Annotated in this window: 19 protein-coding genes; 14 read left to right on the top strand and 5 right to left on the bottom strand. The window is 71.4% G+C overall.

Annotated features, from left to right (window positions below; all coding sequences use genetic code 11):
- Window positions 1-28: 28 nt before the first annotated feature.
- The gene (locus tag AB0O21_RS06625) at window positions 29-1,084 is read right to left on the bottom strand and encodes a hydrogenase expression protein HypE (protein WP_365167009.1); all 1,056 of its coding nucleotides are present in this window, start codon (window positions 1,082-1,084) and stop codon (window positions 29-31) included.
- A 96-nt stretch (window positions 1,085-1,180) separates the two neighbouring features.
- Entirely contained in the window at window positions 1,181-2,938 is a 1,758-nt protein-coding gene (locus AB0O21_RS06620) for an enoyl-CoA hydratase-related protein (protein WP_365167006.1), read from the bottom strand.
- 310 nt (window positions 2,939-3,248) lie between these two features.
- Between AB0O21_RS06620 and AB0O21_RS06615 the strand changes: the two genes are divergently transcribed.
- The 8 genes from AB0O21_RS06615 (at window position 3,249) to AB0O21_RS06580 (ending at window position 11,128) form a co-directional block, all read left to right on the top strand.
- Complete coding sequence (locus AB0O21_RS06615) at window positions 3,249-4,247, top strand: ATP-binding cassette domain-containing protein (RefSeq protein WP_365167003.1); 999 nt, start codon at window positions 3,249-3,251, stop codon at window positions 4,245-4,247.
- On the top strand, window positions 4,244-5,056 hold the full coding sequence (locus AB0O21_RS06610) for an ABC transporter permease (protein WP_365167000.1): 813 nt from the start codon (window positions 4,244-4,246) through the stop codon (window positions 5,054-5,056). Before AB0O21_RS06615 ends, AB0O21_RS06610 begins: the two co-directional genes overlap by 4 nt.
- Before the next feature lie 27 nt (window positions 5,057-5,083).
- Window positions 5,084-5,701: a nucleoside/nucleotide kinase family protein gene (locus AB0O21_RS06605; RefSeq protein WP_365166997.1), complete on the top strand. Its 618-nt coding sequence runs from the start codon at window positions 5,084-5,086 to the stop codon at window positions 5,699-5,701.
- A gap of 139 nt (window positions 5,702-5,840) precedes the next feature.
- Window positions 5,841-6,365 (top strand): hypothetical protein, encoded by a 525-nt coding sequence (locus tag AB0O21_RS06600; protein ID WP_365166995.1) that lies wholly within the window; start codon window positions 5,841-5,843, stop codon window positions 6,363-6,365.
- A gap of 558 nt (window positions 6,366-6,923) precedes the next feature.
- Window positions 6,924-8,336, top strand: a complete 1,413-nt coding sequence (locus AB0O21_RS06595) for a family 2B encapsulin nanocompartment shell protein (RefSeq protein ID WP_365166992.1) — start codon at window positions 6,924-6,926, stop codon at window positions 8,334-8,336.
- Between the two features lie 138 nt (window positions 8,337-8,474).
- The gene (locus AB0O21_RS06590) at window positions 8,475-9,833 is read left to right on the top strand and encodes a family 2 encapsulin nanocompartment cargo protein terpene cyclase (protein ID WP_365166990.1); all 1,359 of its coding nucleotides are present in this window, start codon (window positions 8,475-8,477) and stop codon (window positions 9,831-9,833) included.
- 15 nt (window positions 9,834-9,848) lie between these two features.
- Window positions 9,849-10,715, top strand: coding sequence for a geranyl diphosphate 2-C-methyltransferase (locus tag AB0O21_RS06585; RefSeq protein ID WP_365166988.1), 867 nt, complete (start codon window positions 9,849-9,851; stop codon window positions 10,713-10,715).
- 110 nt (window positions 10,716-10,825) lie between these two features.
- The gene (locus AB0O21_RS06580; RefSeq protein WP_365166986.1) at window positions 10,826-11,128 is read left to right on the top strand and encodes a putative quinol monooxygenase; all 303 of its coding nucleotides are present in this window, start codon (window positions 10,826-10,828) and stop codon (window positions 11,126-11,128) included.
- Window positions 11,129-11,153: 25 nt separating this feature from the next.
- Here AB0O21_RS06580 and AB0O21_RS06575 read toward each other — a convergent pair whose 3' ends face one another.
- The 3 genes from AB0O21_RS06575 to AB0O21_RS06565 all read right to left on the bottom strand — a co-directional run bounded on the left by AB0O21_RS06575 (window position 11,154) and on the right by AB0O21_RS06565 (window position 13,130).
- Complete coding sequence (locus tag AB0O21_RS06575) at window positions 11,154-11,501, bottom strand: hypothetical protein (protein ID WP_365166983.1); 348 nt, start codon at window positions 11,499-11,501, stop codon at window positions 11,154-11,156.
- Between the two features lie 102 nt (window positions 11,502-11,603).
- Window positions 11,604-11,855, bottom strand: coding sequence for a DUF6213 family protein (locus AB0O21_RS06570; RefSeq protein WP_365166981.1), 252 nt, complete (start codon window positions 11,853-11,855; stop codon window positions 11,604-11,606).
- 84 nt (window positions 11,856-11,939) lie between these two features.
- A complete protein-coding gene (locus tag AB0O21_RS06565; RefSeq protein ID WP_365166979.1) occupies window positions 11,940-13,130 on the bottom strand; it encodes an MFS transporter in 1,191 nt (396 codons plus the stop codon).
- Window positions 13,131-13,337: 207 nt separating this feature from the next.
- Between AB0O21_RS06565 and AB0O21_RS06560 the strand changes: the two genes are divergently transcribed.
- From AB0O21_RS06560 to AB0O21_RS06535, 6 genes are all read left to right on the top strand, one after another.
- Window positions 13,338-14,321 carry a hydroxyacid dehydrogenase gene (locus AB0O21_RS06560; protein WP_365167135.1) on the top strand — a complete coding sequence of 328 codons (984 nt, stop codon included), beginning with the start codon at window positions 13,338-13,340 and terminating at the stop codon, window positions 14,319-14,321.
- Between the two features lie 228 nt (window positions 14,322-14,549).
- The gene (locus AB0O21_RS06555) at window positions 14,550-15,857 is read left to right on the top strand and encodes a sugar ABC transporter substrate-binding protein (protein WP_365166977.1); all 1,308 of its coding nucleotides are present in this window, start codon (window positions 14,550-14,552) and stop codon (window positions 15,855-15,857) included.
- A 318-nt stretch (window positions 15,858-16,175) separates the two neighbouring features.
- Window positions 16,176-16,991 (top strand): sugar ABC transporter permease, encoded by an 816-nt coding sequence (locus AB0O21_RS06550; RefSeq protein ID WP_365167132.1) that lies wholly within the window; start codon window positions 16,176-16,178, stop codon window positions 16,989-16,991.
- Window positions 16,988-17,842, top strand: a complete 855-nt coding sequence (locus tag AB0O21_RS06545) for a carbohydrate ABC transporter permease (protein ID WP_365166974.1) — start codon at window positions 16,988-16,990, stop codon at window positions 17,840-17,842. Before AB0O21_RS06550 ends, AB0O21_RS06545 begins: the two co-directional genes overlap by 4 nt.
- 27 nt (window positions 17,843-17,869) lie before the next feature.
- Window positions 17,870-19,144, top strand: a complete 1,275-nt coding sequence (locus AB0O21_RS06540; RefSeq protein WP_365166972.1) for an alpha-L-fucosidase — start codon at window positions 17,870-17,872, stop codon at window positions 19,142-19,144.
- A 34-nt stretch (window positions 19,145-19,178) separates the two neighbouring features.
- The gene (locus AB0O21_RS06535) at window positions 19,179-20,087 is read left to right on the top strand and encodes an alkaline phosphatase family protein (RefSeq protein WP_365166969.1); all 909 of its coding nucleotides are present in this window, start codon (window positions 19,179-19,181) and stop codon (window positions 20,085-20,087) included.
- Window positions 20,088-20,093 lie beyond the last annotated feature (6 nt).

The raw sequence follows: 20,093 nt of genomic DNA, 5'->3' as shown, positions 1-20,093 counted from the left end.
GTTCCGGGCGGGAGGACGGCCGGGGGCCTCACCAGGGCGGGCGGTAGCCGGTGGTCAGCTTCTGGCCGCCGCGCCGCCACTTGGGCTCCTGGTCCACCGTGTGCTGGGTGATCGACCGGAGCCTGCGGATCACGGCGCCGTACGCCCCGCTGGCCTTCGTGGAGACCGTGGCGCCCGGGGGCTGGTCCATGAACGGCATGAACTTGTCGGGGAAGCCCGGCATCGTGCAGGCGATGCAGATGCCGCCCACGTTCGGGCAGCCGCCGACGCCGTTGATCCAGCCGCGCTTGGGCACGTTGCACTTGACCACCGGACCCCAACAGCCGATCTTCACCAGGCACTTGGGAGAGTCGTAGGTCTCGGCGAACTGGCCCTGCTCGTAGTAGCCGGCCCGGTCGCAGCCCTCGTGGACCGTGTTGCCGAACAGCCAGGTGGGCCGCAGCTTGTCGTCCAGCGGGATCATCGGGGCCGAGCCCGCCGCCTGGTAGAGCAGGTAGGTCAGCGTCTCCGAGAAGTTGTCCGGCTGGATCGGACAGCCCGGCACGCACACGATCGGGATCCCGGCGTGGGACTTCCAGTCCCAGCCCAGGTAGTCGGGCACGCCCATCGCGCCCGTCGGATTGCCCTCCATCGCGTGGATGCCGCCGTACGTGGCACACGTGCCGATGGCCACCACCGCGAGGGCCTTGGGCGCCAGCCGGTCGATCCACTCGCTGGTGGTGATGGGCTGGCCGGTGTCCGGATCGTCGCCGAAACCGCACCAGTAACCCTCGGGCTTGATCTTCTCGTTGGGGACGGAGCCCTCCACCACCAGCACGAACGGATCGATCTCGCCCCGCTCGCCCTTGAAGAACCACTCGATGAACGTGTCCGCGCCGCCGACGGGGCCGCACTCGAAGTCGATCAGCGGCCAGTGCACGGCGATCCGGGGGAGCCCGGGCAGCGTCCCCGTCACGATCTCCTCGATGCTCGGCTGCATCGCCGCGGTCAGGGACACGGAGTCGCCGTCGCAGCTCAAGCCCGCGTTGATCCAGAGGATGTGGATCAGGGGGTCCTCTACCGTTGCCGACGTTGCTGCATCCATGCGGATGCCTCCTTGAGAAGGGGGAGCGGGGAGCGGGAACGGGGCGGGGAGGGGCGGTCCGCGACCGCCGGGGACGCACCGGCCCCACCCTTCTTGCTAGCAGGCGGCGGGGTCCCGTGCCGCGTCATGTACGCCCGGTCCGGTGACGGGGGCCGTTCGCGCGGCCGGCGGCGACCCGTGCCGACCCGGTACGGACCGAGCCAGGTGGGACGGGGTGGTGTCGGGGCGCTCCTTGCGCACGAAGGCCCGGCGCAGCGCGTGGTACGGCGCCCCGGGGTCGAAGAAGGTCTGCCGCATCCGGTCCAGCTCGGCCGCGCGGTGGGCGGCCAGCGGGCGCTGCGCCTCGTCGAGCTCCCGGCGCGCCTTCTTCACGGCGATCCGCGAGGTGGTCGCCGGATGGCCGGCGAGCCGGGCCGCGAGCGCCGCGGCCCGGCCGCCGAACGCCGCGGGCGGGCAGCCGATCGTACGGTCGACCAGGCCGAGCCGCCGGGCGGCCTCGGCGCTCAGCGGCAGCGCCTCGGAAGTCAGGCGCTCCGCGAGCACCGGGCCGACCCGGCGCGGCAGGGTGTACGTCCAGAACTCGGAGCCGTACAGGCCCATCAGGCGGTAGTGCGGATTGAGGACCACGCCCGAGCGGCACCAGACCTCGTCCGCGGCGAGGGCCAGCACGGCCCCTCCGGCGGCCGCGTTGCCGCCCAGCGCGGCGACCACGAGCCGGTCGGTGGTGGTCAGGACGGCCTCCACCAGGTCGTCCATCGCGTTGATGTTGGCCCAGGACTCCTCGGCGGGGTCGGCCGCGGCCTCGATGACGCCGAGATGGATGCCGTTGGAGAAGAAGTCCCGGCCGCCGCCGAGCACGAGCACCGAGGTGGGGCGCGTACAGGCCGCGCGGTAGGCGTCCAGCAGGCGCCGGCAGTGGGCGGTGCTCATCGCGCCGCCGGGGAACGCGAACGACAGGAAGCCGGCCCCGCCCTCCTCGCGGTAGCCGATGTCGGACCAGGATCCCGCGGAGGCGGGCACCTCCGGCAGCGCGGGCAGCAGGTCCCCGAGCGCGAGCGCGGCCGGGAGCTTGGGCGCGGCCGGCCGCCCCGGCGCGCGGTGGGCCCGCAGCTCCGGGATCCACACGGCCCCGTCGGCGGTGGCCCGGCAGACCGCGCCCGCCCGGGTGGCGAGCAGTTCGCCCGGGCGGCCGCGCAGCCGGTCCTCGGGGTGGCCGCCGTGCAGGAACCAGGTGCCGCCGAGCAGCTCGTCCCGTACGCCGGGCCGGGAATCGGCGGCCCGCAGCACGCGCAGCACCCGCTCGGTGCCGTCCCGCTGCCAGTCGATCCGGCGGCCCTCCTGGCGCAGCAGGGGACGGGCGCGGCCCTCGGCCTGCGGCTCGGGGGCGTACGTGCCGGAGGCGAACCGCTCCACGGCGAGCAGGACGGCCTCCAGGGCCGCGTCGGCGACCTCCCCCCGGTACCAGGCGCTCTTGGACTCCGGCGGGTCCGGCACCGGGCATTCGACCGTGGCCCACACATCGCCGGCGTCCATCTCCGCATTGGCCTGCAGCACGGTGACGCCCCACCGCGGCGACCCCTCCTGGACGGCCCGGTCGAGCGAGGAGGGGCCCCGGTCCCCGACCGGGCCGGGGTGGACGATCAGGCAGGTGTGGGCGGACCAGATCTCCTCAGGCACGGCAGAGGTCAGCATCGGCGCGACCACCAGGTCCGGCCCGTGCCGGCGGACCGCATCGGCCAGGTCGACGGAGGGGAGCGCCAGCTCCACCGCGACGCTGTGACCGTGATCGCGCAGCTCGGCGTGGACCCGCTGGGTGAGGCTGTTGAAAGCGCTCGCGACGAGCAGGACGTGCACGTGGTCTCCCTGCGACGGACCGGAGCCGCGGCCCCGATGTGCCGGGCCGGATCGGCGGTGCCTGACCGGGGCATGACCGGCCGCCTGAGATGTTCCGGTACGCCGGCGGCGGGCGCGCGCAACGCGGCGGCGGTTGTCACCCGAACGCGCAAGCGCGCGGGGCCGCTCGGCGGCAGGCCGCCGGCAGGATCGTCGCGCGCCCCGCCGCCCCCTGCGAGCCCCGGGACCCCCACGGCAGGCGGACTGTCAGTCGCATGGGTCACAGTGGGGAGGACCGGCGGCGCTGCCCGCGGGGGAACGAGGTGATCCCATGTCGCACGCGATCCGGGCCGAGGGCCTGGCCAAGCGGTTCAGGGAGACCCAGGCGCTGGCCGGGGTGGATCTCCAGGTTCCGGCCGGGACGGTGTGCGGCCTGCTCGGCCCCAACGGCGCGGGGAAGACGACGGCGGTCCGCATTTTCGCCACGCTCCTGCGGCCCGACGCGGGCCGTGCGGAGGTCGGCGGATACGACGTCGTACGGCAGGCGGGGCGGGTCCGTGCCCTCATCGGGCTCACCGGGCAGTACGCCGCCGTGGACGAGAACCTCACCGGCACGGAGAACCTGCTGATGATCGGCCGGCTGCTCGGGATGACGCGCGGCGAGGCCCGCGCCCGGGCGGCCGAGCTGCTCGACCGCTTCCACCTGACCGACGCGGCGGGCCGGGCCGCCAAGGCCTACTCGGGGGGCATGCGCAGACGGCTCGACCTCGCGGCCAGCCTCGTCGGGCGGCCGCGGATCCTCTTCCTCGACGAACCCACCACCGGCCTCGATCCGCACAGCCGCGGCGAGGTGTGGGACATGCTGCGCGCGCTGGTCTCGGAGGGCATGACCACCCTGCTCACCACCCAGTACCTGGACGAGGCCGACCGCCTCGCCGACAACATCGTGGTGATCGACAAGGGCAAGGTGATCGCCGACGGCACCCCCGACGACCTGAAATCACAGGTCGGCGGCCAAGTGCTGCAACTGCGCCCGTCCCACGCCGCCGACCTCGGTGCGGCGCACGCGCTGATCACGGAGGCTGCCGGGCCGCAGGCCAAGATCGAGGGCGAGGAGATCACCGCGCCGGTCAACGACCCGGCGCTGATGCCGAGCGTCGTACGCCGACTGGACCAGGCGGGCATCGAGGTCGGCGAACTCACCCTGCGGCGCTCCTCCCTCGACGAGGTGTTCATGGTGCTGACCGGACACCGCGCCGAGCCCGCCGGCCCTCCGGGCGACCTCGCGGACCTCGACGACCGGTCCGTGAACGCCGGGAGCCCGTCATGACGACCACGACGATCACCGAGGGGCTGGGCCGCAGCGGCAGGGTGCGCCCCCTCGCGGCCGTGCGGCAGACCGCGACCATGGCGTGGCGGAGCCTGGTCTCGGTGAAGCACAACCCGCTGGAACTCGTCGACTACAGCATCACGCCGATCATGTTCGTCTTCCTGTTCACCTACGTCTTCGGCGGACAGATGGCGGGCTCTCCCCAGGAGTACCTCCAGTACGCGCTTGCGGGGATCATCGTCCAGAACACCCTCTTCATGAGCATGTACACCGCCATGTCGCTGAACTCCGACCTCACGAAAGGGGTTTTCGACCGGCTGCGGAGCCTGCCCATCGCCCGCTCGGCGCCGCTCTTCGGACGCATCACCGCCGACCTGGCCAAACAGCTCTGGGCCATGGTCCTGATGATCGCGCTGGGCATGCTGCTGGGCTTCGAGGTCAGCGGGGGCTTCGCGGGCTTCCTCGGCGCGGCGGTGCTGCTGCTGATATTCGCCGCCGCCGTCTCGTGGACGGCGGTGCTCATCGGGATGGTGGCCGGGGACCCGGAGAAGGTGCAGGTCTATGCCTTCACGGTGATCTTCCCGATCACGTTCACCAGCAGCGCCTTCGCGCAGGTCTCCACCATGCCCGGCTGGCTCCAGGCCTGGGTGGAGGTCAATCCCGTCACGCACCTGTCGGACGCAGTCCGCGGACTCCTGCTCGGCACCCCCGCGGGCCCGTCGATCATGTGGTCCCTGGTCTGGGCGGCCGGCATCGCCGCGGTCTTCATGCCCCTGGCGATGCGCGCGTACCGCTCCCAGGACCGCTGAGGCGTCCGGCTCGGGCAGGATGGGCAGGTGGAGACGACGGAACTCGTGGCGAAGGCGGCCGCGCTGGCCACCCGGGGCGGCAGGCGGATCCTCGGCATCGCCGGGCCGCCGGGGGCCGGAAAGTCCACCCTGGCCGACCGGCTCGCCGCAGCGCTCGGCCCGGAGACGGCCGTGGTGGTCCCGATGGACGGGTTCCACCTCGCCCAGGCCGAGTTGGCCCGGCTCGGGCGCGCCGACCGCAAGGGCGCCCCGGACACCTTCGACGCGGCGGGGTACGTCTCCCTGCTGCGCCGCCTGCGCGGATCCGACGGGGCCACCGTCTACGCACCCGCTTTCGACCGGTCGTTGGAGGAGCCGATCGCGGGCAGCGTCCCCGTGCCTCCCGGCGTACCGCTGGTCATCACCGAGGGGAACTACCTGCTGCACGACGCGGGGGAGTGGGCCTCGGTGAGGCCGCTGCTGGACGAGGCCTGGTACCTCGCCCCGGACGAGGAACTGCGCGTGCGGCGCCTGGTCGACCGGCACGTGCGCCACGGGAAGGAACCGGCGTACGCACGCGCCTGGGTGGCCCGCTCGGACGAACCCAACGCCCGCCTCGTCGCCCGGGGCCGCCGCCGCGCCGACCTCGTGATCGCCACGGGCTGACCACGACCGGTCGCTCTCCGTACGGGCCGTTTCCACGAGCAACGGCCGCCGAACGAGACTGTCCGAGCCCGCTGTTAGGGTGGCATGCGCCCGTCAAGGCGGGCCCTGTCATTTATCGCTATTCCAACGGGGGTTCAACGTGAAGCTTCGTCATGTCCGCGCGGTCGCCGTCTTCGGCATCGCCGTCGTCGCACTGACCGGAGCCCGTGGCTCGCACGGCGCCAGCTGCGGCGGTAGCAGCGGTTCGCACTCCAGCTCCAGCAGCTCCAGCGGTGGTAGCAGCAGCAGCGGCAGCAGCAGCGGCAGCAACGGCGACAGCAGCACGAGCACCAGCGGCAGCACGGGTGGCTCCGTCACCACGGGCGGTTCCAGCAGCAACAAGGCCGAGCGCGACATCAAGATCGACGGCTGCAAGCTGGAGGGCAAGAACCTCGTCGCCCGACTCACCGTCACCAACAGCTCGTCGCTGGACTACACCTACAACATCACGATGAAGTTCCGCGGGGACGCGACGTCGACCGCGACTACCGCCACGGCCATGGTGACCGGTGTCAAGGTCAAGGCGGGCGCGTCCCAGCAGACCCAGGCCAGCACGCCGTACACCGGCAAGGGCGACGGCAGCGAGTACAAGGAGTGCGTCGTCTCCAACGTGTCGCGGAGCTGAGGCCCCGCCCGTCCGGAACCTCCCGCAGGACCACGGCCCCGTCGGTACGCACCGACGGGGCCGTTCCCGTGCGCCGAGGGCCGCAGGCCTCCGTTTTGACATTTCCTTTACTTTGCGATTGCGCATGGACCACCCTTCCTCGGCGCCGCAAAGGAAGTCGATCCCCTGTCGGGCCTCGCCCGCCGCCGGCTGACCGGCCGGCCCCGCGCCACCGCCCGGTAACCCGCATGGCCGAGCGCGGGGCGTCCGGGGCGGCCGGCGGCGCACTTGGCCGGATCGCACCGCCTCCTCGCCGCACGATCCGGCTCGCGTCCGCGCCCCGCGCCGGGCGGGCGCTTCGTCATGTCCGAATACTGTCGGTAGCCGGAACAAACCCAACGCGGGCCAAGATCACTGCATCGAGGTAATAACGGCCCTCCCTCAAGGTCATCTGGGCGCGCAGGCCATTAATGTTCCCCCGGATCTGGACGGATCCGCAGATATTCGCCCTCTTTTTCCTCTTTCACCGGTGATATGCGCATGTGCTGATCGCCGCCCTTAAGAAGGAGAGCTCGTCCGATGACCGTTGACCTCAGCCCCGAACCACAGCTGGACCAACCCCGTCAGTCCAGCCTCAGCACGGCCGCCGCCCGCAACCTTGCCACCACGACCAAGTCCGCCCCGCAGATGCAGGAGATCACCTCCCGCTGGCTGCTGCGGATGCTCCCCTGGGTGGAGACCAAGGGCGGCGCCTACCGGGTGAACCGCCGTCTCACCTACACCGTCGGCGACGGGCGCATCGAGTTCGTCCAGGACGGCGCCGACGTCCGGGTGATCCCCCGTGAGCTCGGCGAACTGGCCCTGCTGCGCGGCTTCGACGACGAGGAGGTGCTGACCGCGCTCGCCGGCCGGTGCGTCCAGCGCGAGTTCCGCGCCGGTGAGGTGCTGGTCGAGCGCGGTGCCCCCGCCGAGCGGATCCACCTGATCGCCCACGGCCGGATCAGCCAGACCTCCGTCGGCAAGTACGGCGACGAGGTCGCGGTCGCGGTCCTCGCCGACGGCGACCGCTTCGGTGAGAACGCCCTGCTGGACGGCGACGCCGGCTGGGACTACACCGCCACCGCCGAGACCCCCGGCACCCTGCTCACCCTGTCCCGCGCCGACTTCGACGCCGTGCTGTCCACGGCGCCGAGCCTCCAGGCCCACATCCACCGGTTCAGCTCGCTTCCCCAGCAGCGGCAGAACCGGCACGGCGAGGCCGAGATCGCGATGTCGGCCGGCCACACCGGCGAGTACGAGCTGCCCGGCGCCTTCGTCGACTACGAACTCAAGCCGCGCGAGTACGAACTCTCCGTCGCGCAGACGGTGCTGCGGGTCCACACGAGGGTCGCCGACCTCTACAACGGGCCGATGAACCAGACCGAGGAGCAGCTCCGCCTCACCATCGAGGCGCTGCGCGAGCGGCAGGAGCACGAACTCGTCAACAACCGGGAGTTCGGCCTCCTCCACAACGCCGACTTCAAGCAGCGGATCCAGACCCACTCCGGCCCGCCCACCCCGGACGACCTCGACGAGCTGCTCTGCCGCCGCCGCGGCACCAAGCTCCTCCTCGCCCACCCCAAGACGATCGCGGCGATCGGCCGCGAGCTCAACGCCCGCGGGCTCTACCCGGACCACGTGGACGTCGGCGGGCAGTCGGTACCGGCCTGGCGCGGGGTCCCGATCCTGCCCTGCAACAAGATCCCCATCAGCAAGGAGAACACCAGCTCGATTCTCGCCATGCGCACCGGCGAGGACAACCAGGGCGTCATCGGCCTGCGCCAGACGGGGCTGCCGGAGGAGTACGAGCCCGGCCTGTCGGTGCGCTTCATGGGCATCAGCGAGCAGGCGATCATCTCGTACCTGGTCAGCACGTACTACTCCGCCGCGATCCTCGTGCCCGACGCGCTCGGCGTGCTGGAGAACGTGCAGATCGCGCGTCGGCGCGACTAGCGGACCTGCCGGACGGCCGTGACGGCCGCGCCGTCTCCCACGGCCGGCCATCCGGCCACGACAGCCCGGATCTTCCCGGGCCGGCCGAGCGTGCCCGGGATCCGGGACAGCCCAAACCACCTCACCAAGGAGCTACGGATGCCCGATCCTGGGCTTTCCCCTCTGCAGTCGGGCCTGCCGGCCGCCGCGGCCCGCTTCGGAGCCGACGTCCTCACCAACGCCCTCGCCGGAGCCCCATCCCACACCGACAAACCGTCCCACGCCCCGGCGGACGCCGCCGGCGCCCTGGCTTCCGCACCGGCGCTGCCGTCCGCACCGACCCTGCCCTTCGGGCGGCGCCCCTCCACGGGGGACCTCCCGGTGGACGTCCCCGGGCCCGACGCGGGTCCCGGGCCCGCCCTGGAGAGGATCCTGCGCGGCCCCAGCGGCCTGGGCACGGCAGGACTGAGCCTGGCCCGGCGCGCGGAGCCGCCGACGTCCCCCGAGCCGGTCGCCGAGGCGGCGCCGACGGCGGTCGCGGGCAACCCGATTCCGGGCCTCTACCACCACCCCGTACCGGAGCCCGATCCGGTACGGGTGGAGGAGGTCAGCCGCAGGATCAAGGACTGGGCGCTCGACGAGGTCGAGCTCTACCCCGAGGACTGGGAGGACCAGTTCGACGGCTTCTCCGTCGGGCGCTACATGGTCGCCTGCCATCCGGACGCTCCGACCATCGACCACCTGATGATCGCCACCCGCCTGATGGTCGCGGAGAACGCGGTCGACGACTGCTACTGCGAGGACCACGGCGGCTCGCCGATCGGCCTCGGCGGACGCCTCCTGCTGGCGCACACCGCCCTCGACCACCTGCACACGACGAAGGAGTACCACCCGCACTGGGCGGAGTCGCTCCACGCGGACGCCCCGCGGCGCGCCTACCGCTCCGCCATGGAGTACTTCGTCCAGCAGTCCACCCCCTCCCAGGCCGACCGCTTCCGGCACGACATGGCCCGCCTGCACCTCGGCTACCTCGCCGAGGCGGCCTGGGCCCAGACGGACCACGTGCCCGAGGTGTGGGAGTACCTGGCGATGCGCCAGTTCAACAACTTCCGCCCCTGCCCCACCATCACGGACACCGTCGGCGGCTACGAACTGCCAGCGGACCTGCACGCGCAGCCCGCCATGCAACGGGTCCTCGCGCTCGCGGGCAACGCCACGACCATCGTGAACGACCTCTACTCGTACACGAAGGAACTCGCCAGCCCCGGCCGGCACCTGAACCTGCCCGTGGTGATCGCCGACCGGGAGGGCGTCTCCGACCGGGAGGCCTACCTGAAGGCGGTCGAGGTCCACAACGACCTCATGCACGACTTCGAATCCGAAGCCGCGGCCCTGGCCGCCGCCTGCCCCGCGCCCAGCGTGCTGCGGTTCCTGCGGGGAGTGGCCGTGTGGGTCGACGGCAACCACTACTGGCACCAGACGAACACCTACCGATACAGCCTGCCCGACTTCTGGTAAGGATGGGACATTTCCATGACGAGCACCGATCTTTCGACCTTCATCCCCGCCCCGACGACGCCCTACCAGGGGGACATCGCCCGTTACTGGAACGACGAGGCCCGGCCCGTCAACCTGCGCCTGGGTGACGTCGACGGCCTTTACCACCACCACTACGGCATCGGTGACATCGACCACGACGCCCTCGGCGACACCGAGGACAGCGCATACGAGAAGAAGCTGATCGCCGAGCTCCACCGGCTGGAGTCGGCCCAGGCCGAAGTCCTCCTGGACCACCTCGGCCCCATCGGGCGCGACGACACCCTCGTGGACGCCGGCTGCGGCCGCGGCGGCTCGATGGTCATGGCGCACCAGCGCTTCGGATGCAAGGTCGAGGGCGTCACCCTGTCCACCAAGCAGGCCGACTTCGCCAACAACCGCGCCCGCGAACTCGGCATCGGGGACCACGTCCGCGCCCGCGTCTGCAACATGCTCAGCACGCCCTTCGAGACCGGGCAGGCGGCGGCCTCCTGGAACAACGAGTCGAGCATGTACGTCGACCTGCACGACCTCTTCGCCGAGCACTCCCGGGTGCTCGCGGTCGGCGGCCGCTACGTGACCATCACCGGTTGCTGGAACCCGCGTTACGGCCAGCCGTCCAAGTGGGTCTCCCAGATCAACGCGCACTTCGAGTGCAACATCCACTCCCGCCGGGAGTACCTGCGCGCCATGGCCGACAACCGCCTCGTCCCGCAGGCCGTCATCGACCTGACGCCCGACACCCTGCCGTACTGGGAGCTGCGGGCCACGTCCTCCCTGGTCACCGGCATCGAGGAGGCGTTCATCAACTCCTACAAGGACGGCTCCTTCCAGTACGTCCTGATCGCGGCCGACCGCGTCTGACCGAGCGCTGAGGGGGCCGGGCCGTCACCCGACGGCCCGGCCCCCTCTCCCGCCGGACAACGCCAACCCCCTTGATCACGGGGCGTATTGCACCGGCTAGGCTTCGGCGCATGTCGCAGCAGGTACAACTCGTCATCCTCATCAGCACCCTTCCGGGCCGGGGCCGGGAACAGGTCGCCGCCTTCGAACGCCTCGCGCCGATCGTTCGGGCCGAAGAGGGGTGCCTGCAGTACGACATGCACCAGGTGAGCGGCGAGCCCGACCGCTTCGTGCTCGTCGAGCGCTGGGCGTCGCAGCAGGCACTCGCCGCACACGACGCCACCCCCCACATGATCGAAGCCGATGCCGCCAGCCCGGCCTTCCGGTCGGGCCCCGCGCAGGTCATCGAACTCGCGGCCGCCCCGCTGGCCTGACGGCTCTCGCGACCGCCGGGGAGGGTCAGCGCTTCCCGCGGCGGGACAGGGCCGCCACGGCGTTGCCGCCCCAGCGGCACAGCAGGCGGAGCAGGCAGAGGGCCGTGGGCACCCAGAGGGCGGCGAAGACCCAGAGCACGGTCGGCGAGGACGTCGTCACGGCCCGTACGAACGCCGCCGCGCAGGCGATCGCCAGCAGGCACGTGTAGAGCCCGAGGCCGGGGCTGCGGGGGTCGGTCCAGGAGCCCGTCCACGGCCTGGCTCCACGGCGCAGCGTCCGCAGCCTGCGGTCGAGGAGGTGGTCGGTGCGCAATCGGGCCTCGATGTCCTCGAGGATCATGCGCTCCTGCTGGGAGAGCTCGGGGCCGTCCATGACTCCACCTCCCGAGACTCGGTGCCTGCTCTGCGGCTACCCCGTTCGGCACCGCTCACACGTTTCGCCCTTCATCCCCACCGAGAGGACAGGGGAAACGTTTCACTCCCACGCGCGCCGGTGGCGGTCCGGTACGGAGGTGAACGCGATGCACTCGACGTCGATGCTGTCGGCGAGCTCGCTCAGCACTTCGGCCAGGTTGTGCACGGTAGTGGCGTCGGCCGCCATTTCGTCGGTGTCCACCGAGCGCACCCAGTCGACCGCGATGCGCCGCAGCAGGCCGGTGACCTGGTCGGCGGGGATCAAGGGGCCACCCTGCGCGGTGGGGATCAGCGGTATGGTCAGCTGGATCATGAAACCGCCTCCCTGGCCGGCAGCGAGTCTTCCACCGGACGCCTACCCGCTGGGCCGGGGCGCCAACCGCCGGGCGGCCGTGCGCTACGTGTGCGCCCGCACGGGACGCCGCAGCAGGTAGCCGAACGCCGTCGCGACCAAGGCCGCCATGCACGCGATGAACACCAGCCCCGCGCCCTCCAGGCCGATCGGACCCACCAGCAGGCCCACGCCGATCACCGGGACCGAGATGCCCGCGTACGCCACCACGAACAGCGTCGAGATCACCGCCGCGCGCCGGTCCGGGGGAGAGGCCGCGGCCACCGCGGCCAGTGCCCCGCGGAACGCCAGGCCCTGCCCGGCGCCGCCGACCAGCGCGCTGAGGACCACCAGCGCCAGCAGGTCCCACCGCAGTGCGCCCGCGAGCAGCGCCAGTCCGGTGAAGAGTCCCACGCAGCCCAGGGGCAGCGACCGGCCCACCCCGATCCGGCCGACGGCGAGCTGCCCCGCGGTCGAGGCGAAGAAGGCGAGCGCGACGACCAGCCCGCTCACCGCGTGGTTGTGCACGTCCAGGGACTGCGCGAGGAACGCGGGGCTGACCGAGGTGAACACCCCGAACAGCGCGAAACCCACGAACGAGGCGATCGCCGCCGGCGGGAACACCGCCCGCACCTGCGCGGGCAGGCCGGGCCGCTGCGGGCGCACGGTGCTCCACGGCCGACGCGCCCGCACGGTTTCCGGGAGGAGCAGCAGCACGGCCGCCGAGCAGGCCACCAGTGCCAGGTGGACGAGGAACGGCAGGTAGAGCGGCCAGGCGGCGTACTGGGCGAGGACGCCGGCGAGGAGCGGGCCGCAGCCGAGCCCGCCCATGTTGGCGGCCGTCGCCACGAACGTGGCCCGGGAGGCGCCGCCTTCCGGGGCCAGTTCCATCACGTACGCCGTGGCGGCGCCGGTGAACAGGCCGGCGGACAGTCCCGAGAGCAGCCGTCCCGCGTACAGCCAGCCGAGCCCGGTGGCGCACAGGAAGCAGACGGCGCTCGCCGCCGCGAAACCCAGCCCCGCCAGCAGGACGGGCCGCCGGCCCACGGTGTCCGAGGCGTTGCCCGCCAGCAGCAGCACGCCGATGACCCCGAAGGCGTACACGGCGTACACGACGGTCACCGTCAGCTCGGAGAACCCGAACTTCTCCTGGTAGAGGCCGTAGAGGGGGGTCGGCAGCGTGGTGCCCGCCATGCACACGGCGAACACCGCCCCGGCGAGCACGCAACTACGCCATCCTTGGCGATCACCGTCCATGGCGCAGACCGTAACCCCGAGCGCCGCCGCGGACCGGGCGGGACGGATCCGGCGCGCCGCGCGGCCGTGCGATCGTTTCGATCGAATGGAGCTATATGATTGATGAATCTTGACGATCGGATCACGACTTCATAGAGTCGGCGCGGCCTCACCGAGCCGCAAGGAGCACTCCAGATGCCAGTTCGCCGCCCGCGGGCCCTGCTCGCGATGGAACCCGAGCTTCTGCCCCGCCTCTTCGACGAGGCCACCGCACGTTGGCTCCAAGAGGTGGCCGAGCTCGACCTGGGGCTCGTCGCAAGCGACTTCGGCAGACCCGGGGTGGCGGGGGCACTGGCGGAGGCCGAGGTCCTGCTCACCTTCTGGGGAGCCCCCGCCATCGACGCCGCCGTGCTCGCGGCGGCGCCCCGGCTCAGGGCGGTCGTCCACGCCGCCGGTTCCGTCAAACACTTCGTCACCGAGGCCTGTTGGGAGCGCGGCATCGCCGTCTCCTCGGCCGCGCAGGCGAACTCGCTGCCGGTGGCCGAGTACACCGTGGCCATGGTGTTGCTCTCCAACAAGCGGGTGCTGCAGTTGCGCGACGAGTACCGCAGCGTCCGCGGCGTCGAGCACGCCTGGCACCTGCGGTACGGCCACGCCGGCAACTACCGCCGGACCGTCGGCATCGTCGGAGCTTCCCGGATCGGCCGCCGGGTGATCGAGCTGCTGCGCCCGTACGATCTCGAACTCGTTCTCTACGACCCGTACGTGAACGAGGAGCAAGCGCGCGCGCTCGGTGTCCGCGGCCTGGCCCTCGACGAGCTGTGCCGAGTCTCCGACGTGGTCAGCCTGCACGCGCCGGCCCTGCCCGAGACCCGGTCGATGATCGACACCCGGCGGCTGGCGCTGATGCGCGACGGCGCGACCCTGATCAACACCGCCCGCGGATCGCTCGTGGACGCGGCCGCCCTCACCGGGGAGCTGGCCTCCGGGCGGATCCAGGCGGTCATCGACGTCACGGAGCCGGAGGTGCTGCCGGCCGACTCCCCGTTGTACGACCTGCCGAACGTGCTGCTCACCCCGCACATCGCGGGATCCCTGGGCAACGAACTGCACCGGATGGCCGATTCGGCGATCGAGGAGATCTCCCGCTACGCCTCGGGCCTGCCCTTCCTCCACGAGGTCCGCCGCGAGGAACTCGACCGCACGGCCTGACCGCACGCGCCGCCCTGATCACTCTCCCCGACCGCCCGCCCGGCACGCCCGGCCGCGGGCCCGTCAGGGCTGCCTTCCCGCAGGTCATACGGCTCAGCGGCCATGGAACGGGACATTCGGACATCCCCGATCTGATCGTTTTGATCAATAGTTCACATGCTCTTGACGTTCAAGAAGCAGGCGCGAATGATTCAAGCCGTTCAGCCCACTCGCCAAGGAGCAGTTCACATGAAGGCTCAGTCCTTGCGTGCCTACGGCGCGGTGGCCGCAGCGGTTTCCCTCGCCCTGCTGACCTCCGCCTGCGCCGGCTCTGATTCCGCCACGTCGTCTGCTCCCAAGGACGACGGCAAGCCCGTCACCATCACGTACTGGACCTGGACCAGCGGCGCCGAGGCCGCGGCCGCCGCGTTCAACAAGACGCACACCGACATCCAGGTCCAGTTCTCCCAGATACCGGGTGGCGCGGACGGCTACAGCAAGATCAGCAACGCGATCAAGGCGGGCGACGCGCCCGACGTGGCGACCATCGAGTACAGCATGGTCCCGGAGTTCGCGAGCCAGGGTTACCTCGAGGACCTCACGGGCACCTCCGGCGAGCTGGTCAAGAAGAGCTTCCCCGCGGGCGTCCAGAACCTGGTGACCTTCGGCGGCAAGACCTGGTCGGTCCCCTTCGACGCCACCCCGCAGGTGTACTTCTACCGCAAGGACCTCTTCGAGAAGTACGGCGTGACCGTGCCGAAGACGTGGGACGAGTACCGCGCCGCGGCCGAGAAGATCAAGGCCGCCGACCCCAAGGCGCGCATCGGCTCCTTCCCGACGGACAGCCCGCTGCAGGCCGCCCTCTCCTGGCAGGCCGGGTCCAAGTGGTTCCAGATCAAGGACGAGGCCTGGAAGCCCGAGATCAACGACGCCCCCTCCCAGAAGGTCGCCGCCTTCTGGCAGGGGATGCTCAAGGACGACCTCGTCTTCAACTACGGCGCCGGCACGCCGGAGGAGAACAAGTCCAAGGCCGACGGTACGTCCGTCAGCATCCTCGGCGCCTCGTGGAGCGCCGGCGGCATGATCTCCGCGATGCCCGACCTCAAGGGCAAGTGGGGCGTCGCCCCCGTCCCCCACTGGGGCACCCCGGCCAGCGGCATGTACGGCGGAACCAGCTTCGCCGTGACCAAGGGCAGCAAGCACACCAAGGCCGCCGCCGAGTTCATCAAGTGGGTGACCACGGACCCGGCCGCGATGGAGGCCCGGATCAGCGCCCTGAAGAACCCGAGCAGCGCGCTGCCCGCGAACCCCGCCATGGCCGCGGTGGCGGCGAAGGCCTTCGACACCTCCTACTTCGACGGCCAGGACCTCTACAAGCTGACCGGCGAACAGATCCCCACGATCGTCCCCGGGTGGACCTGGGGCCCGGTCTGGGGCAAGGTCAACGCCGACTTCAAGGACGAGGCGGCCAAGAACGGGCTGGCCAACGGCCTGGTGAAGGCGCAGGAATCGGCCCGGTCGGCGATCGAGAGCCGCGGTCTCAAGCTCGCCAAGTGACCCGCCGGGGGTGGCCGCGGGAGCACCCGCCCGCGGCCACCCCTCGTATGAGCGCCCGCGCCCCGCAGCGCCCGCAGCGCCGACAGCGCCCGCAGCGCCGACAGCGCCCGCAGCGTCCGGTGCTCCGCCCGCAGCGCCCGAAACCGTCGAAGCACCCGATGCCCCCCTGAGCCCCCCCGCACCGCCAAGGAGCCTCCTGTGGCAGCACCGCCCACCACCACTCCGGCGCCCCCCGGAAGCCCCCGCACGCTGCGCCGCAACCAACGCGGTGCCGTGGCCCTGTTCCTCGTCCCCTTCTTCGTCCTGTTCGCCCTCGTCATGGTGGCGCCGGTGGTCTATGCGGGATGGATGAGCGTCTTCAAGGAACAGTCCTCGGGGCTCGGATTCGGCGGCGTCGAACGCACCTTCGTGGGCCTGGGCAACTACTCCGTGGTGCTCACGGATCCGGCGTTCCGCACGTCCTTCCTGCACGTCGCCGCCTACTGCCTGGTCTACATCCCCGTGATGATCGGCGCGGCGCTCGGCCTGGCCCTGCTGGTGGACTCCGCCTACGCGCGGGCCCGGCGCTTCTTCCAGCTCGCCTTCTTCCTGCCGCACGCCGTCCCCGGGCTGATCGCCGCGATCATCTGGATCTACCTCTACACCCCCGGGCTCAGCCCCGTCGTCGACTGGATCGACGGCGCGGGCGGCAGCTGGAACTTCTTCTCACCCGGACACGCCCTCTCCTCGATGGCCAACATCGCCGTCTGGCAGTGGGTCGGCTACAACATGGTGATCTTCTTCGCCGCCCTCCAGGCCGTACCCCGCGAGGTCATCGAGGCCGCCACCGTCGACGGCGCCGGGGCCTGGCGCATCGCCCTGGGCATCAAAGTGCCGATCATCCGCTCCTCGGTGGTCATGACCGTCCTGTTCACCGGCGTCGGAGCCGTCCAGCTTTTCACCGAGCCCAAACTGCTCTCGGACAAGGCCCAGACCCTGGGCAACGACTGGTCGCCCACCATGTACATCGTCAGCAAGGCGTTCATCGACCAGGACTACGCCGGCGCGGCCGCCGCGTCGCTGCTGCTCGCCCTCGTGGCCGGGGCACTGTCCTTCGTCGTCACCCGGACAGGGAAGCGGTGGCAGGAATCATGAGGACGGACAAGGCCCCGCGCGCCTGGGCCTCCAAGGCCGCCGTGAACACCGTACTGATCGTGCCGGCGCTCTATACGCTCATGCCGATCAGCTGGCTGCTCATCGCCGCCACCAAGAACCGCCGCGACCTCTTCGCCACCAACGGCTTCACCCTCGGCGAGTTCAACCTCTTCTCCAACATCCACGAGGTCTTCACCCACAACGACGGCATCTACGGGCGCTGGCTCCTCAACACGGTCCTCTACGCCGTCGTCGGCTCCGCCCTCTCCTCGCTCGTCTCCGTCGCCGCCGGGTACGCCTTCGACAAGTACGCCTTCGCGGGCAAGGAGCGGCTCTTCGCCGTGGTCCTCGCGGGTGTCCTCGTACCGGGTGCGGTCCTGACCCTGCCGATGTACCTGCTCGCCTCCAAGGCCGGCCTCACCAACACCTACTGGGCGCTGCTGATCCCGTCCCTCGTCAACCCGTTCGGCGTCTACCTCGCCCGCGTCTTCTCCGAGGGCTACGTCCCGTACGAGGTCATCGAGGCGGCCAGGGTCGACGGCGCGGGCGAGGTGCGGACCTTCCGCACGATAGCCCTGCCGATGCTCGGCCCCGGATTCATGACGCTGTTCCTCTTCTCCTTCACCGCGAGCTGGAACAACTTCTACGGCGCGCTGGTCATGCTGAACGACAAGGACCTGTACCCGGTCAACCTCGGCCTCCACATGTGGAACATCTCGATCACGGAGAGCCCCGAGATGTACTCCCTCGCCATCACCGGCTCGCTCATCGCGGTCATCCCCCTCGTGATCGCCTTCCTCTGCCTCCAGCGCTTCTGGCGCTCGGGACTGACCGCCGGCGCGGTGAAGTAGACGGCCCCCCACATGAAGGAGACCGGCATGACCACCCGCCCCACGCCCGCACAACTCGCCTGGCAGCGGAACGGCTTCGGGATCTTCCTGCACTTCGGCGTCAACACCTTCCACGGCCGGGAGTGGAGCGACGGCACCCTCGATCCGGCCTGCTTCGCCCCCTCCGACCTCGATGCCCGCCTGTGGGCGCGCACCGCCGCGCAGGCCGGGGCCAAGTACGTCGTCCTCACCGCGAAGCACCACGACGGCTTCTGCCTGTGGCCGACGGCCACCACCGCGTACTCGGTCGCCTCGTCCCCCTGGCGGGACGGCGAGGGCGACGTGGTCGCCGAACTCGCCGAAGCCTGCCGGGAGGCGGGCATCGGGCTCGGGCTCTACCTCTCCCCGTGGGACCGCAACGCGGCCTGCTACGAGGACCCGGGAGCCTACGACGCCTTCTATCTGGAGCAGCTGACGGAACTGTGCACCCGGTACGGGCCGCTCTACGAGCTGTGGTTCGACGGCGCCGGCTCCGAGGGCCGGAGCTACGACTGGGACGCCGTCATGGCCGTGGTCGCCGAACACCAGCCGGACGCCATGGTGTTCAACATGGGCCGCCCGACGATCCGCTGGGTCGGCAACGAGGACGGCCTGGCAGCCGACCCCTGCCGGTACACCGTCGGCTCGACGGGGATCAGCCTCTACGACGACGGCGAGACCGCCCTCGACAGCGTCCGCTACCTGCCGCCCGAGTGCGACGTGCCGATCCGCGGGCACTGGTTCTGGCAGCCCGACGACCTGCACACCCTCAAGAGCCGAGAGCACCTCCTCGCGGTCTGGTACCGCTCCGTCGGCCTCGGCGCCGGCCTGCTCCTGGGCGTCCCGCCGGACCGCACCGGCCGCATCGACCCGGCCGACCGGGCACGGCTGCTCGAGCTCGGCGCGGAACTCGGCCGCCGGTTCGCGCGGCCCGCCCCCGCGCGGCTGGCCGCCGGGCCGGACGGCGAGGTCGTGGCCCGCTTCACCCGGCCCCTCCTCCTCGACCACCTGGAACTGGCCGAGGACCTCACTGACGGCCAGCTCATCGCCGGCCACCAGGTGCTGGCCGACGGGCGGGTCATCGCCTCCGGCCACACCGTGGGCGTCCGCCGGATCCACGCCTTCCCGCCGGTGGAGGTCACCAGGCTGACCGTCCGGCTCGCCGGCTCCGGCGCCGCCCGGCTGGCCGGCGTACGCGGTTTCCACACCGGGCACAGCGCGGCCCCCGATCCGGAAGACCAGCCCGGGTCCGCCGCGGAGAAGTTCGGCGCCTCCCTCCACTGAGCCAGTTCCCCCACCCGAGACGGGACACCGACCGTTGACCACCTCACCCAGCTCCGACTCCGACTCCGACTCCGAACTCCGCCGCCGGGTCCTCGTCGTCGGCATCGACGGAGTCCGGCTCGACCTGCTCCCCGCCGCGGCCACACCGCACCTCGACGCGGTGGCCGGCGCCGGATTCCTCGGACGGATCGAGATCGACGAAGCCACGCCCACGATGTCCGGCCCGTGCTGGGCCACCATCGTCACCGGCGTGGGCGTCGCCAAGCACGGCGTGTACGGCAACCACTTCGCCGGCCACCGCCTCGACGTCTTCCCGGACTTCACCACCCGGCTCGCCCGGCAGGACGGGCGCAAGACCTTCGTGGCCGCCGGCTGGGAACCGCTGCTGCTGGCCCGTGACGGAGGCCCGCTGTTCGCCGCCCCGAGCCGGCTCTCGTACATCGCGCCGCGCGCGGACACCAGCGAGGACTGGCAGGTGTGCGACGAACAGGTCACCGCGGAGGCCGTCCACGTCCTGGAGACCGACGACCCCGAGGCCTCCTTCGTCTACCTCGGCGCGGTCGACGAGACCGGACACCTGCACGGCTGCGGCGACGCGTACCTGCGGGCGATCGAACGGGCCGACGAACGCCTCGGCCGCCTGCTGACCGCCGTCCGGTCGCGTCCCCGGTACGAGGAGGAGGCCTGGACGGTCATCGTGGTCACCGACCACGGCCACCGGGACTCCGGCGGGCACGGCGGGCGCACCGCGGAGGAACGCACGGCATGGGTCGCCTGCTGCGGCCCCGGCATCGCCGCCGGACCGCCCGCCCGGCAGCTGCGCTTCGAGGACGTCGCCGCCCAGGTGTACGCCTCCCTCGACCGCCCGGCCGACTCGCACTGGACCCTGGACGGCAGGCCCTTCTCGACCCCGTCCGCCCACCTCGCGCCGGCCGGGCTCTGACGTGCG

This window comes from Streptomyces sp. NPDC091371 (assembly GCF_040684275.1).
Lineage (GTDB): Bacteria > Actinomycetota > Actinomycetes > Streptomycetales > Streptomycetaceae > Streptomyces.
This window is presented reverse-complemented; position numbering and strand designations above follow the sequence as displayed.